This window comes from Vibrio sp. Y10_XG_PY6, assembly GCF_024181795.1.
Classification (GTDB): domain Bacteria; phylum Pseudomonadota; class Gammaproteobacteria; order Enterobacterales; family Vibrionaceae; genus Vibrio; species Vibrio diabolicus.
The window spans coordinates 526,257-540,958 of record NZ_JAMZAQ010000003.1 but is presented as its reverse complement, the minus strand read 5'-3'; the positions used below and the strand labels follow the sequence as shown (position 1 = coordinate 540,958).

At 44.8% G+C, this 14,702-nt stretch carries 11 protein-coding genes, 1 rRNA gene and 1 other annotated feature; of the genes, 6 read left to right on the top strand and 6 right to left on the bottom strand.

Annotated features, from left to right (window positions below; all coding sequences use genetic code 11):
* The 4 genes from NL644_RS18535 to rluD all read right to left on the bottom strand — a co-directional run.
* A 16S ribosomal RNA gene (locus NL644_RS18535) occupies window positions 1-216 on the bottom strand; the annotation flags it as partial.
* Window positions 217-723: 507 nt separating this feature from the next.
* The gene (clpB, locus tag NL644_RS18530; RefSeq protein ID WP_005397478.1) at window positions 724-3,297 is read right to left on the bottom strand and encodes an ATP-dependent chaperone ClpB; all 2,574 of its coding nucleotides are present in this window, start codon (window positions 3,295-3,297) and stop codon (window positions 724-726) included.
* Window positions 3,298-3,441: 144 nt separating this feature from the next.
* Window positions 3,442-4,170, bottom strand: coding sequence for a peptidoglycan editing factor PgeF (pgeF, locus tag NL644_RS18525; RefSeq protein WP_253658701.1), 729 nt, complete (start codon window positions 4,168-4,170; stop codon window positions 3,442-3,444).
* A gap of 1 nt (window position 4,171) precedes the next feature.
* Window positions 4,172-5,149, bottom strand: a complete 978-nt coding sequence (gene rluD, locus NL644_RS18520; protein WP_005385913.1) for a 23S rRNA pseudouridine(1911/1915/1917) synthase RluD — start codon at window positions 5,147-5,149, stop codon at window positions 4,172-4,174.
* A 136-nt stretch (window positions 5,150-5,285) separates the two neighbouring features.
* Between rluD and NL644_RS18515 the strand changes: the two genes are divergently transcribed.
* The 5 genes from NL644_RS18515 to yjjX all read left to right on the top strand — a co-directional run bounded on the left by NL644_RS18515 (window position 5,286) and on the right by yjjX (window position 10,271).
* Window positions 5,286-6,014, top strand: a complete 729-nt coding sequence (locus NL644_RS18515) for an outer membrane protein assembly factor BamD (RefSeq protein WP_006743118.1) — start codon at window positions 5,286-5,288, stop codon at window positions 6,012-6,014.
* Between the two features lie 144 nt (window positions 6,015-6,158).
* Entirely contained in the window at window positions 6,159-7,640 is a 1,482-nt protein-coding gene (locus NL644_RS18510; protein WP_367618275.1) for a transporter substrate-binding domain-containing protein, read from the top strand.
* A 325-nt stretch (window positions 7,641-7,965) separates the two neighbouring features.
* Window positions 7,966-8,292 carry a ribosome-associated translation inhibitor RaiA gene (raiA, locus tag NL644_RS18505; RefSeq protein WP_005397484.1) on the top strand — a complete coding sequence of 109 codons (327 nt, stop codon included), beginning with the start codon at window positions 7,966-7,968 and terminating at the stop codon, window positions 8,290-8,292.
* 108 nt (window positions 8,293-8,400) lie between these two features.
* Window positions 8,401-8,522, top strand: a sequence feature (Phe leader region).
* A 12-nt stretch (window positions 8,523-8,534) separates the two neighbouring features.
* Window positions 8,535-9,713, top strand: a complete 1,179-nt coding sequence (pheA, locus tag NL644_RS18500; RefSeq protein WP_005397485.1) for a prephenate dehydratase — start codon at window positions 8,535-8,537, stop codon at window positions 9,711-9,713.
* Between the two features lie 24 nt (window positions 9,714-9,737).
* On the top strand, window positions 9,738-10,271 hold the full coding sequence (yjjX, locus tag NL644_RS18495) for an inosine/xanthosine triphosphatase (protein WP_253658700.1): 534 nt from the start codon (window positions 9,738-9,740) through the stop codon (window positions 10,269-10,271).
* Between the two features lie 110 nt (window positions 10,272-10,381).
* Here yjjX and trpR read toward each other — a convergent pair whose 3' ends face one another.
* Window positions 10,382-10,690 carry a trp operon repressor gene (gene trpR, locus NL644_RS18490; protein ID WP_012842123.1) on the bottom strand — a complete coding sequence of 103 codons (309 nt, stop codon included), beginning with the start codon at window positions 10,688-10,690 and terminating at the stop codon, window positions 10,382-10,384.
* 13 nt (window positions 10,691-10,703) lie between these two features.
* Entirely contained in the window at window positions 10,704-12,641 is a 1,938-nt protein-coding gene (gene sltY, locus NL644_RS18485; protein ID WP_186437903.1) for a murein transglycosylase, read from the bottom strand.
* 373 nt (window positions 12,642-13,014) lie between these two features.
* Between sltY and ettA the strand changes: the two genes are divergently transcribed.
* On the top strand, window positions 13,015-14,682 hold the full coding sequence (gene ettA, locus NL644_RS18480; RefSeq protein ID WP_005381894.1) for an energy-dependent translational throttle protein EttA: 1,668 nt from the start codon (window positions 13,015-13,017) through the stop codon (window positions 14,680-14,682).
* Window positions 14,683-14,702: the final 20 nt, after the last annotated feature.

Below are 14,702 nucleotides of genomic sequence, written 5' to 3'. Positions count from 1 at the left end.
GTCCCCCTCTTTGGCCCGTAGGCATCATGCGGTATTAGCCATCGTTTCCAATGGTTATCCCCCACATCAGGGCAATTTCCTAGGCATTACTCACCCGTCCGCCGCTCGACGCCGTTATCGTTCCCCGAAGGTTCAGATAACTCGTTTCCGCTCGACTTGCATGTGTTAGGCCTGCCGCCAGCGTTCAATCTGAGCCATGATCAAACTCTTCAATTTAAGATTTTGTTCGGCTCAATGAATACTGAACATTACATAACGTAATGTTTGAATTGACTGTGCTGAATCCGAAGATTCAATGGTCACTTCGTTTCATTGAAACCTAAATTGTTTCCGAAGAAACTATTTGGATTATCATCAACGAGTGCCCACACAGATTGATAGGTCTATATTTTTAAAGAGCACACTTTGAACTTCTTTTCAAAGTGGACAGCCATTTTAGCTAGATAACTTATCGTGTCAAACACTTTTTTAAGTTATTTATCTGCGAGTTAATTCTTAACTCACTGGCCTTGTTGTCTAGACGTCGCTTAACTTGCTTTCCCTTGACAACGGAGGCGCATTATAGGGCGTTCATTAAGGAACACAAGTGCATTTTTAAAAAAAACTCACCTTTTTAGTTCATTCGTACAGAAAACAGGCAAGAGGCTCTAAAACATTATAGAAAAGGGGCCAAATGGCCCCTTGAATGTGATTTTTATCTCATTTCTTATTGTATCCGTGCAATTACTGATGGGCACGAATTTGGTCATTAGTAACGATTAGCTGCACTTTCTTGTCTGGAACAATTTCACCAGAAAGAATCGATTTGGCTAATGGGTTCTCAACATTCTGTTGAATTGCGCGTTTTAAAGGACGCGCACCATATACAGGGTCGAAACCAACTTGAGCGATCAAATCGAGTGCTTTGTCAGAAACCTCTAGTTGATATCCTTTTTCTTCTAGTCGTTTCGCCAAACGTTCTAATTGAATTGAAGCGATGGACTTGATGTGTTCTTGACCAAGTGGATGGAACACCACGATTTCGTCAACACGGTTCAAGAACTCAGGACGGAAGTGTTTGCTAACCACATCCATTACTTCACTCTTGATACCTTGATAGTCTAATGTTGCGAAATTCTCTTGGATACGAGATGAACCCAAGTTCGATGTCATGATCACAACCGTATTACGGAAGTCAACAGTACGACCTTGACCATCCGTTAAACGCCCATCATCGAGAACTTGCAGCAGAATGTTAAATACATCCGGATGCGCTTTCTCTACTTCATCTAACAAAATTACCGAATACGGCTTGCGACGAACCGCTTCCGTTAAGTAACCACCCTCTTCATATCCGACATAGCCTGGAGGCGCACCAACCAATCTTGCCACTGAGTGTTTCTCCATGAACTCAGACATGTCGATACGGACCATCGCATCTTCGCTGTCGAACATAAAGCTCGCAAGTGTCTTACAAAGCTCTGTTTTACCTACACCAGTTGGACCTAAGAATAAGAAGGAGCCAATTGGTCGGTTTGGATCAGAAAGCCCAGCTCGACTACGACGAATAGCATTCGATACAACAGAGACCGCTTCGCTTTGCCCTACCACACGATTATGCAGTACGTCTTCCATACGAAGTAGTTTCTCTTTTTCCGCTTCTAGCATCTTGGATACTGGGATGCCAGTTTGCTTAGAAAGTACTTCTGCAATCTCGTTGTCGGTTACTTTATTACGCAATAGTGTCATTTCCTGCATTTCCGCTTGGGTTGCAAGATCTAACTGCTTCTCAAGTTCAGGAATACGACCATATTGAAGTTCCGACATGCGGTTTAGATCACCAGCTCGGCGAGCAAACTCCATATCCATACGAGCTTGTTCAAGCTCAGACTTAATATGTTGAGTGCCAGAAAGTGCGGCTTTTTCTGTATTCCAAACCTCTTCTAGTTCAGCGTACTCACGTTCTTTTTCATTGAGTTCTTCATTAAGCGCTTTCAAACGCTTTTCACTCGCTTCGTCGTGCTCGTTACTAAGCGCCTGTTGCTCAATCTTAAGTTGGATGATTTTACGTTCAAGCTTATCTAATGACTCTGGCTTAGAGTCAATTTGTAAACGAATGCTTGAAGCCGCTTCATCAATTAAGTCGATCGCTTTATCTGGCAGCTGACGGTCAGAAACATAACGATGTGACAAACTCGCCGCTGCAACAATCGCTGGGTCAGTAATTTCAACGTGATGATGAAGCTCATAACGCTCCTTCAAGCCACGTAAAATCGCCACGGTATCCTCAACGGTCGGCTCATCCACCAGCACTTTTTGGAAACGACGTTCTAACGCCGCATCTTTTTCGATGTACTGACGATATTCATCCAGTGTTGTTGCGCCAACACAGTGCAGTTCACCACGGGCTAATGCAGGTTTGAGCATGTTCCCCGCATCCATTGAGCCTTCACCTTTACCCGCACCAACCATAGTATGAAGCTCGTCGATAAACAGAATGACATTACCTTCTTCTTTAGCGAGTTCATTCAATACCGACTTCAAGCGCTCTTCAAATTCACCACGGTACTTAGCACCAGCAACCAGTGCGCCCATATCTAATGACAGCACACGGCGACCACGCAAACCTTCTGGCACTTCATTGTTGACAATGCGCTGAGCTAAGCCTTCAACAATTGCGGTCTTACCTACGCCAGGTTCACCGATGATCACAGGGTTGTTTTTAGTACGGCGCTGCAATACTTGGATGGTACGGCGAATTTCATCATCACGGCCGATAACCGGATCCAGTTTGCCCTGTTCTGCTCGCTCGGTAAGGTCAATGGTGAACTTTTCCAATGCTTGGCGAAGCTCTTCTGCATTCGGATCATTAACCTTTTGACCACCTCTGATCTTTTCGATTGCTTGGCTAACTTTTTGCTCTGTTAAACCTATCTCTTTGAGTAATTGCCCCAATGGTCCGCGATCTTCTAAAGCAGCAAGCAGGAAGATTTCAGACGAGATATAGGAGTCTTGACGCTTTTGCGCCACTTTGTCACACAGGTTAAACAACGTGCCCATCGAACTAGAGAGCTGTACATCTCCACCGATGCCACTGACTTTTGGTAATCGATCAAGCATTTCACTCAATTTAGAGCGTAAATGCGTTACGTCCACATCCAGCATAGTAAGCAATGGACGAATTGGACTGCCATTTTGGTCAAGCAAAGCCACCATTAGGTGAACTGGCTCGATATATTGATGATCGCGCCCTAACGCTAGTGATTGAGCATCAGAGATAGCGATTTGAAACTTACTTGTGAATCGATCAAGACGCATATCTACCTTCCTAACCTCAACTAAAGGAAATTCTTTTGACAGTTAGAAAGATGGATACTCAGAGGAGGAATTTCAAGGGAGTGAATGAATAAAGATAGCTTTGCAAAAATAGCACTATGCATCTTGGCACTTTAGTGCTTATAACTAATCTTCAATCCAAATAAAGGTGGCTTGCCGACCAGTTTTACCATCACGGCGATACGAATAAAAAGAGGCTTTATCTTGGTAAGTACAAAGTCCAGAGTCAAACACTTGTGTCACTCCAGCTCGATTGAGACGTTGCGTTGCCAGCACCGACATGTCAGCAAACCATTTGCCATCGATATCGCGTGGGATGAATGCTTGATGCGCCTGTGAGTCAAAATCAACAAAAGCTTGCAGAACATCTTCACCCACTTCAAAGGCTTGAGATCCAATGGCAGGGCCAAGCCACGCTATCACTTCACCTGAAAATAACGCTAATGCATTTTCGACAATACCATTTGCTAAGCCGCGCCAACCTGCATGAACGGCGGCTACCTGAGTGCCTTGTGTATTAGTCAATAATACAGGTAGACAATCGGCGGTCATCGCTGAACAAACAACATGGCTTGAAGAAGCAAATACACCGTCCGCATCAAGCACTTGTGTTGTTGGTTCATTTGCTTGAGCCACAACGGTCGAATGTGTTTGGTTTAACCAGATTGGCGCATTTGGCATGTTCGCCTGCTGCGCCAACCAAGCTCGGTTCTTCTCTACTAAAGACAAATCATCCCCAACGTGAGTACCTAAATTTAGCCCTTGATAAGGGCCTTTCGAAAAACCGCCTATGCGTGTTGAGGCAAAAGCTTTGACATTTTTAGGCGCACGCCAATTCGGAATGATTGTCTTCATCTTAGAACTCTTCCGGTAAACCGTGCTCTTCCGTATCTTGACGAAGCGCTTCAGTCATCGCCACCATGTCATCAGGCACAGGGGCATGGAACTCAAGTACTTCTCCCGTAATTGGATGTTCAAAGCGTAGCATTACGGCGTGCAATGCTTGGCGGTCAAAGCCACGGATCATTGCCGTTAGCTCTTCAGAAGCACCTGTCGGGATGCGAGCACGTCCACCATATGCAATATCACCAAGCAGCGGATGCTGAAGGTAAGACATGTGCACACGGATCTGGTGCGTACGACCCGTTTCAAGACGCAGACGGATACGTGTGTGTTCGCGGAAACGCTCAGCGACACGGTAGTGCGTTACCGCTGGTTTACCCATTGGTGCTACCGCCATAAGCGTGCGCTTGGTAGAATGACGACCAATAGGTTGGTCCACTTTACCGCCCGCTGTCATACGACCAATAGCGATCGCTTCGTACTCTCGAGTAATATTACGTTTTTGCAGTGCGCGAACCAGACGAGTTTGTGCAGGAACGGTTTTCGCCACCACCATCAGACCCGTTGTGTCTTTATCCAGACGGTGCACAATGCCCGCACGAGGCACTTCTGCGATATCAGGGTAATGATGCAACAACGCATTAAGCACCGTACCATCTGGCGTACCGGCACCTGGGTGAACCACAAAGTCACGAGGCTTATTGATAACGATAATATCGTCATCTTCAAAAACGATATCTAGCGGGATATCTTGCGCTTCCCAGCGTTCTTCATCTTCTAACTCGGCTTGCAATGTAATTTCCTCGCCACCCATTACTTTGGTGCGAGGTTTGGTGACAACTTCACCATTAACTTGAACTTTCCCATCAAGCAGCCACTCTTTCAGGCGCGAGCGAGAGAAGTCCGCGAATAATTCGGCGATAGCTTGGTCTAAACGTTGACCTAACTGGCTATCTTTTACGGTATTTGTTAATACAATCTGCTGAGCCATATCGAACTTTTTTAAAAACTGTGAGACTAATGCTCACGACTGTGAAAAAATAGACTATTACGTCATTGTATCTGTTACTGGAAAGAAAGTAACGGCAGCTTAAGAAATATTTAGATTCAAGGAACAGACTCCTGATATGAAACGTCAGACTTTAACAGGCCTTTTAGCGGTATCCCTTCTGTTTGGATGTGCAAGCAAAGAAGAAATCGTTCCTGATGTGCCGCCTTCGGAACTGTATGCAGACGCACAGATTTCTCTTCAAAGTGGTAATTGGCTTTCTGCAATTGAGAAACTGGAAGCATTAGACTCACGTTACCCATTCGGTGCCTACTCAGAACAGGTGCAGCTTGACCTAATCTATGCGTACTACAAAAACGACGACCTTGCTTTGGGCTTGGCAACCATTTCCCGCTTTATGCGTTTAAACCCAACCCATGAAAAAATGGACTGGGTACTGTACATGCGCGGCCTAAGCCATATGGCGCAAGATCGTAACTTTATGCATGATCTGTTCAGCGTAGATCGAAGCGATCGCGATCCTGAGCCAGTAAAAAAAGCGTTTGATGACTTCAAAAAACTGCTTCAACGCTACCCGAACAGCCCATACGCAGAAGATTCACAAAAACGCATGGTTGCGCTGAAAAACCGCCTAGCGAACTATGACTTAGCGACGGCTGACTTCTACCTCCGCCGTGAAGCCTGGGTAGCTGCAATTAATCGCAGCCAAGAGCTACAAAAAGCATTCCCAGACACAGAAGCGGCACGTAAGTCACTGACTATCCAGCTAGAGGCCTACAAGCAACTCGGTTTGGAAGACGCAGTAGCAAGAACTGAAAAGCTCATCGAGCTCAACCCTGTGAAGTAACTGAGCTGCTTCAAACTAAACCGCCACCGTTTTTACCGTGGCGGTTTTTTATAATCCGCAATAGCGTCTTCTGCCCTTGCTTGATGATCTACGGGGCTCTACATATGCTTAAAGTTCCCCTCCCCTTTATAAAAGGATGTGAACGTGACGATACCTAAGCTATGCGCAGTTATGCTACTCTTATTGTCTGCTTCCGTTTGCGCACTGCAAATATCACCACTCAAGCAACCTCCTTACACTGGGGATCTCGATGTTATTAAAGAGAAGAATGTTTTACGTGTCCTCGTTTCTGCTGATCTAGGCTTCTATTACATTGAAGGCGGTACACCAAAAGGAATAGGTGCAGAACTCCTGGCGCATTTCGAAAAAGACCTTCGTAAGCTCAAACCGAAACTTAACGTACAAATTATTCCTCTAGCCCGTGACCAACTTCTGCCAGCCTTAGAAAATGGCTCCGGTGATCTAGTCGTCGCCAATCTGACCATTACCAACACACGTAAACAGAAAGTCGATTTTAGTTCACCCATTCTTACTGGTATTGACGAGTGGATAGTCACGAACAAAAGCACACCAGCCATGACTAACATTGAGCAACTGAGCGGCAAAGAGGTTTGGGTACGTGCCAGTTCTAGCTACTTTGAGAGTATTCAAGCACTAAATAAGAAGCTAAATAAAAAAGGCTTGCCACCCGTTGTCGTACATTTTATTGAAGAAACACTGCAAGACTACGAACTGGTTGGGATGCTCAATAACGGCTACGTCAAAGCCATTGTTCTCGATAGTCATAAAGCCAAACTTTGGCTGAAAGTGATGGATGATATTCGAGCTCACCCAGAAATCCCTATTCGTGAAAATGGTAAAATCGCTTGGGCAATGCGGGAAAACAGCCCAAGTTTGAAAGCCGTCGTGAACAAGTTTATTCAGAAATCTCGTTCTGGGACACTGCTCGGTAACGTCATTTACGGAAAATACATCGATAACACAGGTTGGCTAAACAAAGCCCTTAACCCCAACAAAATTGCTCAACTAGAAAAGCTTGCTACGTTGTTTTCACGCTATGGTGAGAAGTACGATATCGACTATCTACTGATCGCAGCCGTCGCTTATAAAGAGTCCGGCTTTAATAACGACCTCGTTGGAAGTCGAGGTGCAGTCGGCATAATGCAAGTTCTACCCAGCACGGCTCGAGACCCTAATATCAATATCAAAAACGTTCGGCAGCTAGAAAACAATATTCATGCTGGCGTGAAGTATTTAGCATTTTTGCGTAAGCAGTACTTCAGTGATCCTGCTATTACGGAGGAAAATAAACTCTACTTTACCTTAGCGGCTTACAATGCAGGCCCCGGGAATGTAGAACGAATTCGTAAACGTGCAGCCCAGCAAGGCTACGATCCTAATGTTTGGTTCAATAACGTGGAAGTCGTTATGCGGAAAAGTTTAAGCTCAACGGTTGGATACGTTACCAGTATTAATCGCTATTACGTTATATACAAACAGCTAGAAAGCTTGGACCAAGTCAAAAGTCTAGAGCGGGTATCACTGGCTCCAAAGGACCCTGTCTTCATGATACCGCTACGAAAAGTCAGTCAAACGCCAGACACAAAAAAGCCGCTCGTACAATAAGCGGCTTTGTAAATAAACTCGTCTGAGAGACTCAGTGACTGTCATCACACTTTACGTATAGTTAAATTTTAACCACCTCTAATATTAGGCCGTAAAACTTCCCTAAAAACGAAGACGTTTTCAGCTGAGTACTCTATCCAATCTACGGATTTACTAACCGATAACAAGCAATTTCACGATAAATCTCAGCAGATCTTGAGTGAGATCACATTCATTTTTCATCATAAAAACCCCGAACAAAATAATGATCTGAGTCACATTTTTTTATACTTAAAGCGGTAATCTGAACTCAACCCATGAGGGATGCAACAGAGGAAAAACACTTATGACAATGAATATCACTGGCAAAAACATCGAAATCACCTCTGCAATCCGAGCTCATATTGAGAGCAAGTTTAAAAAACTGGAGAAATGGCAAGTAGACCTAATTGGTTGCCAAGCAACTTTCAGTGAGGAACCAAACAAACAGAAGAAATTCGAAGCGGTTATTAAAGTTCCTAAAGGCCAGCTCATTGCCTCAGCAACTCACGAAGATCTTTACGCAGCTATCAACGAAGTGGAGCAAAAACTAGAACGACAATTGAACAAGCTGACCCACAAACCTGAAGCTCGACGTGCAAATAAGCCTGAGCTAGTGGAAGAAGAAGAGTAAACTGACCAGATTGAGGAAATAGCGCCGAAAGGCGCTATTTTTTTGCTTGACGCTCTCCCCTGCCTTGCTTATTGTGTTTAAACACTCATAAATTAAGCACTATTTATGCATTTAACCTCACTGTTTATTTTTGACTTCTTTTTCCTCCCATAGTCGGAGGGGCGAACTCGTTTGTGAAAGAAAAGTCAAAAACAAACAGAAAGCCTCCCAAATCGGGAGGCTTTTTTATAAGGAAAGAATTGATGACTGACCAACCTATTTCCCTCGAAGAAATTCGTTTGCGCTTGAATGAGCTGGATGACCAACTTCTCAGCTTATTGTCTGAGCGCCGTAAACTCAGCATTGAAGTAGCCAAAAGTAAAGTACAAACCTCAAAACCCGTTCGTGATGCCGTTCGAGAACAACAACTATTAGTTAAGCTGATTTCTAATGGCCGAGATAAATACGAACTCGACGCGCAGTACATCACTAAACTATTCCATACCATCATTGAAGACTCAGTGCTTCTTCAGCAAAGTTACCTGCAAAACCTCGTTAACCCGCAACAAAGTCGTAAGCCACTTGCTCGCGTCGCTTTCTTAGGAGCCAAAGGCTCTTACTCGCACTTGGCAAGCCGCGAATACTTCAGCCGTAAAAATACAGAACTTATCGAGCTCAACTGCGAACACTTCAAAGAAGTGACTCAAACAGTAGAATCGGGCCATGCTGATTATGGTGTTCTGCCAATCGAAAACACCAGTTCAGGCTCTATTAATGAAGTGTACGACCTACTACAACACACGACTCTGTACATCGTTGGAGAGCTAACTCAACCAATCGAGCACTGCTTAGTTGCGAAAAAAGACATTCGTCTGGAAAACATTAAAACGCTGTATTCACATCCTCAGCCACACCAACAGTGCAGTGAGTTTTTAAGCCGTATGAAAGGTGTAAAACTGGAGTCTTGCGCCAGCACAGCAGATGCAATGCAAAAAGTCCAAGAGATGGATCGTGATGATGTTGCTGCAATTGGTAATGCATCAAGCGGTAAGCTATACGGCTTGCAAGCAATTCAAGGCAACATCGCAAACCAAACTGAGAACCATACTCGTTTTATCGTGGTTGCTCGCAAACCAGTTGAGGTTTCAACTCAGATTCCAGCAAAAACCACCTTGATCATGTCGACCTCCCAAGAGGCTGGCTCATTGGTTGAAACACTATTAGTGCTGCAACGTTACGGCATCAATATGACCAAGCTAGAATCACGTCCAATTATGGGGAACCCATGGGAAGAAATGTTCTACGTAGACTTAGAATCTCATCTTGCTTCGACAGAAATGCAACAGGCACTAGAAGAGCTAACAAAAATAACTAAACACTTGAAAGTATTAGGCTGTTACCCTAGTGAGAACGTAAAGCCTACCCAAGTAAAATTGAGTTAATAGACACCAGTGAGTAAAAAGATCATGGCAACCCAAAAAGTCGTAATCGCATCGCTAAACCCAGCTAAAATTAATGCCGTTCAAAGTGCATTTAACAGTGCATTTCCGCACCAAGAGTTCAACTTCGTTGGCGTCAGTGTACCGAGTGAGGTCGCAGATCAACCTATGACTGATGAAGAAACTCATCGCGGTGCACTAAACCGCGTTAAAAACGCAAAAGTAGAGATGCCAAACGCGGATTACTATGTCGGACTTGAAGCGGGAATTGAAACAAACGTGACGTTTGCGTGGATGGTGATTGAGTCGAATACTCACCGTGGTGAATCTCGCTCTGCGAGCTTAATGCTGCCGCCTAAAGTATTGGACAAACTCAAGCATGCGAATGAGCTGGGAGATGTCATGGATGAGGTGTTTGGTACCGAGAACATCAAGCAGAAAGGTGGTGCCATCAGCCTGCTCACCCAAAACCAGCTGACTCGAAGTTCGGTTTACCATCAAGCCTTGATTCTGGCTCTAATTCCATTCACAAACTCTGAGCACTTCCCTTCAAATTTATAACGCTCATCCTATTCGCTAGGTACGAAAAAGGGCGGATATTTCCGCCCTTTTTAACACGTTATCTTAACCACTTGTGATACCAATACCTAAAAGCGAATTGGAATCACTGACTACTTAGATACCGCAACTTGCTCTAACAAAACCTTGAGTTTGTCTTTCTCTTCATCAGATTTAGACTTTAACTCGTTAGAGCCACGAGTAATAGTGGCAATACCCACGCCAAGCATCTGGCTGATCTGACGTTGAGATAATTCTCCTTTAAGAAGCTCGTTAATAATATTAACGCGTGATATTAATGATTCTCTCTCATCACGTGACATCAGCATGGTTAACAGCATGTCATCTTGCTCACTGTCCATGCTAGTTCGAATTAGCTCAATAATCTGTTGCCAGTCTTTGTACTCGGGTTCGTGCGACATCAAGTTACCTCACTCAATACTTGGTATTGATCTCATGTTGATTCAAGAACGCGCCATCGATACCCAAAAGATCACGGTAATATGTTTCAAACATCAGGATGTTTTGTACATAACCGCGTGTCTCTCTAAATGGAATTGCCTCAATAAAGGCATAAGCATCCACTTTTCCTTGGGTACGCTCTCGCCACGTTTTTACTCTGTTAGGACCTGCATTATAAGCAGCAAGAGCAAAAATACGATTATTATCGTAATCCTCTAATAAGCCTTGCAAATAATGGCTACCAATTTCGATATTTTTGCCCACATTGTAGAGATCCTGCGTACCTTGATAACTCAACTTATATTTACGTGCCGTGTACTTCGCTGTAGCGGGCATGATCTGCATAAGACCACGAGCACCAACTGGAGAACGGGCTTCGACATCCAACGCACTTTCCTGTCGAGCTAGGGACATCATCGTCACGGGATCTATGTTGTGTTTTTTTGCATAAAAGTTAAACCACCAGCGATGCGCAATCGGGAACCTCAGTTCGATATTATCCCACATCTGCGCTTGAATACTCGCGGTCACCGTTAGGTTATGCCAACGCTTAGAAGACGCATAAGCCGCCAACATCGCCTTTTCATCTTTCCCTACGCGGCGCAATAAATGTGCCCATTCACTTTTCGCTGCTGCAATTTTGTCCGTCGCGATCAACTCTTCAATACGAACTAACGAGTCTTGATAGGGTTGAACCACTCGCTTATCAAACTTAACCGTATGCGTAGGGTATTTGATTGATTGTCCAATCGCATTAGCGGCTGCCACACTATAAAAGTTTCGCTGCCCGACCAAAGTCGCTAAACGCTGTTTCCCTGCGATGTCATCACCTAACGCAATTTCACTTCGTCCAAGCCAGTATTGCCAGCGAAGCGACGCTTGCTCTTCTTTATTGAGAACGGCAATCCACTCTTGTACGCCCTTCCAATCCGCGTTCTGAATCGCTAAGCGAATGCGAGTTTCAATGAGCGGTAAGTACTGGCTGGTTTTCGTTTTATCATCGCGCCACTTAGCTAGTGACTCAGACTCAGTACGGGTCAATCGAAATGCGATATAGTCAGCCAGGGCTTGCGCCTTTTCTGGAGAAAACTTCTGCCCTTTAATGACGGCATCATACGCACTCTGCGCTTGACTGGTATTCATGCGAGCTAGCTTTTCCAACGCATATTCGCTTTGCGCTCGATTAAAATCATTAGCCGGTTTTTTCTTCGCGAACTCCGCAACGCTTGAAGGGTTATCAAACAACGCCTTCATTTCTTTCGCTTGTTGCCTTGCCTGCGAGGATTTAGGCAATTTAAGTAAGTAACTCATCAAACTGCCATTACGTGCATCAAACGCCAGTAGCATACGCTGGAGAATTAATTCATCAGTACGTTCACCGGCCTTGTCCCATGCTGCGAATAATGGATCGCACTCATCGGCAATACTTCTGCCACGCAACCACATATGCTCAGCCCCTTTAAACGCGGCGACTTTCTTACCTTGCTCTAACTGAGCCACGTAGAAAATACATTGGTAACGCTCGCCACTTGGAATGACTTTTTGAAACTCAGTAATGGTTTTCCAATCTTTTTGCTTATAAAGATGGTTGAGGTATGGAGCGCGCACACGACGAGAAAAAGGAAACGACTCGTGCTCCGAAATAAATTCGTTCACCTGCTGTGGCGATTTTTCCGGTAACTGTCTAATAAACGTTCGGTAGTCCACATAAGGCGTCAGTGGATAGTCAGAAATTTTAGGACGGATCGAAAGGTATCCGTCGATGTCATTTTTATCTAATAAATCTTGAGCTTGCTCATAAACTTCACGCTGCTTTTCCAAGCTCAGCGCAGCATTAGCACTCAAACTCATCGCACACAGCGCGGCGGCGCAGCATACGTTTTTAGCCAATTCAGATACGTTGAATCTCATTTGTGTCATTTTCCCCAGACATATACTGCCCCAAAGCCTCGTTTTGTTAGCGTTCATGTGATGTTAAGGCAATTTTCACACATGCATCTATTTACACAGAATGCAGATGTCCATGTAAAGCAACTTAGTGTATTAAAAATTGTACTCGTGAAACTTTTAAGACGATGGAGACAAGGAGTTCCTAACTTGTGCAGAAAGCACTTCGTCATTTATAACGAATAACAAAAGTGTATACCCTAACCGTGTAAGTTTCCGGTCAGCTCAAAATAAGAAATCCATTCGAAAGGGAAATTCTTGCAATGCGGTAACAAAAACAAAGCACTTGGTATAAAATGATGGGTTTGAATGACAGTTAATTTAGGAACGATCGGCAATGGCTGAATACGTATATACCATGTCGCGGGTGAGCAAGATTGTGCCACCTAAGCGTCAAATTCTTAAAGACATCTCTCTGAGCTTCTTCCCTGGTGCGAAAATCGGTGTTTTAGGTCTGAACGGTGCAGGTAAATCCACACTGCTACGTATCATGGCAGGTATCGACACGGATATCGACGGTGAAGCGCGTCCACAACCTGGTCTAAACGTAGGCTACCTACCCCAGGAGCCAGTATTAGACGAATCAAAAACCGTTCGTGAAGTTGTTGAAGAAGCGGTTGCTGACGTTGCTGACGCATTGAAACGTTTGGATGCGGTCTATGCGGCTTACGCAGAACCAGATGCAGACTTCGACGCACTTGCAAAAGAGCAAGGCGAACTTGAAGCTCTGATCCAAGCGAAAGATGGTCACAACCTAGAAAACGCACTTGAGCGAGCTGCAAACGCACTTCGTTTACCTGAATGGGACCAAAAAATTGCGCACCTATCAGGTGGTGAACGCCGCCGTGTCGCTATTTGTCGCCTGCTACTTTCTAAGCCAGACATGCTGCTGCTTGATGAGCCTACCAACCACCTAGATGCAGAATCTGTCGCTTGGCTAGAGCGCTTCTTAGTGGATTACACAGGTACTGTAGTCGCTATCACCCACGATCGTTACTTCCTAGATAACGCCGCGGGTTGGATCTTAGAGCTTGACCGTGGTGAAGGTATCCCATGGGAAGGTAACTACACCTCATGGTTGGAGCAAAAAGACGCTCGTCTACAACAAGAAGCGTCTCAAGAAAGTGCTCGTCAAAAAACCATCGAGAAAGAACTTGAGTGGGTACGTAAAAACCCTAAAGGTCGTCAAGCGAAATCAAAAGCACGTATGGCACGCTTTGAAGAACTGCAAAGCTCTGATCACCAAAAACGTAACGAAACCAATGAACTGTTTATCCCGCCAGGTGAGCGCCTAGGTGATAAAGTTATTGAAGTGAAGAACCTAACGAAGTCATTTGACGGCCGTGTTCTAATTGATGACCTATCATTCAGCATCCCTAAAGGTGCGATTGTTGGTATCATCGGTGCGAACGGCGCAGGTAAATCGACCCTATTCAAGATGTTAAGTGGTACTGAACAACCAGATTCAGGCACAATTGAAATGGGTGATACAGTAAAACTAGCATCGGTCGATCAGTTCCGTGACAGCATGGACGATTCTAAAACCGTATTCCAAGAGATTTCTGAAGGTGCTGATATCATTAAGATCAACAACTTCGAAATCCCAGCTCGCGCGTACTGTTCACGCTTTAACTTTAAAGGCAGCGACCAACAAAAAATCATTGGTGAGCTATCAGGTGGTGAGCGTAACCGTGTCCACCTTGCGAAACTGCTTAAAGCGGGCGGTAACGTGTTACTACTCGACGAACCGACCAACGACCTTGACGTGGAAACACTGCGTGCTCTAGAAGAAGCACTACTAGAGTTCCCTGGTTGTGCAATGGTTATCTCGCACGACCGTTGGTTCCTTGACCGTATCGCGACCCACATCATTGACTACCGTGACGAAGGCCAAGTTAACTTCTACGAAGGTAACTACACCGAGTACATGGACTGGTTGAAGAAAACGTTGGGCCCTGAAGCCGCAGAACCACACCGCATCAAATACAAGCGTATTGCGAAGTAATCGCAACCCGCAAAGTTTGA

What these genes read in the sequence shown, in the direction of transcription:
- clpB (WP_005397478.1), bottom strand. Translation starts at nt 3,297, where the DNA reads ATGCGTCTTGATCGATTCACAAGTAAGTTTCAAATCGCTATCTCTGAT.
- pgeF (WP_253658701.1), bottom strand. Translation starts at nt 4,170, where the DNA reads ATGAAGACAATCATTCCGAATTGGCGTGCGCCTAAAAATGTCAAAGCT.
- rluD (WP_005385913.1), bottom strand. Translation starts at nt 5,149, where the DNA reads ATGGCTCAGCAGATTGTATTAACAAATACCGTAAAAGATAGCCAGTTA.
- NL644_RS18515 (WP_006743118.1), top strand. Translation starts at nt 5,286, where the DNA reads ATGAAACGTCAGACTTTAACAGGCCTTTTAGCGGTATCCCTTCTGTTT.
- raiA (WP_005397484.1), top strand. Translation starts at nt 7,966, where the DNA reads ATGACAATGAATATCACTGGCAAAAACATCGAAATCACCTCTGCAATC.
- pheA (WP_005397485.1), top strand. Translation starts at nt 8,535, where the DNA reads ATGACTGACCAACCTATTTCCCTCGAAGAAATTCGTTTGCGCTTGAAT.
- yjjX (WP_253658700.1), top strand. Translation starts at nt 9,738, where the DNA reads ATGGCAACCCAAAAAGTCGTAATCGCATCGCTAAACCCAGCTAAAATT.
- trpR (WP_012842123.1), bottom strand. Translation starts at nt 10,690, where the DNA reads ATGTCGCACGAACCCGAGTACAAAGACTGGCAACAGATTATTGAGCTA.
- sltY (WP_186437903.1), bottom strand. Translation starts at nt 12,641, where the DNA reads ATGAGATTCAACGTATCTGAATTGGCTAAAAACGTATGCTGCGCCGCC.
- ettA (WP_005381894.1), top strand. Translation starts at nt 13,015, where the DNA reads ATGGCTGAATACGTATATACCATGTCGCGGGTGAGCAAGATTGTGCCA.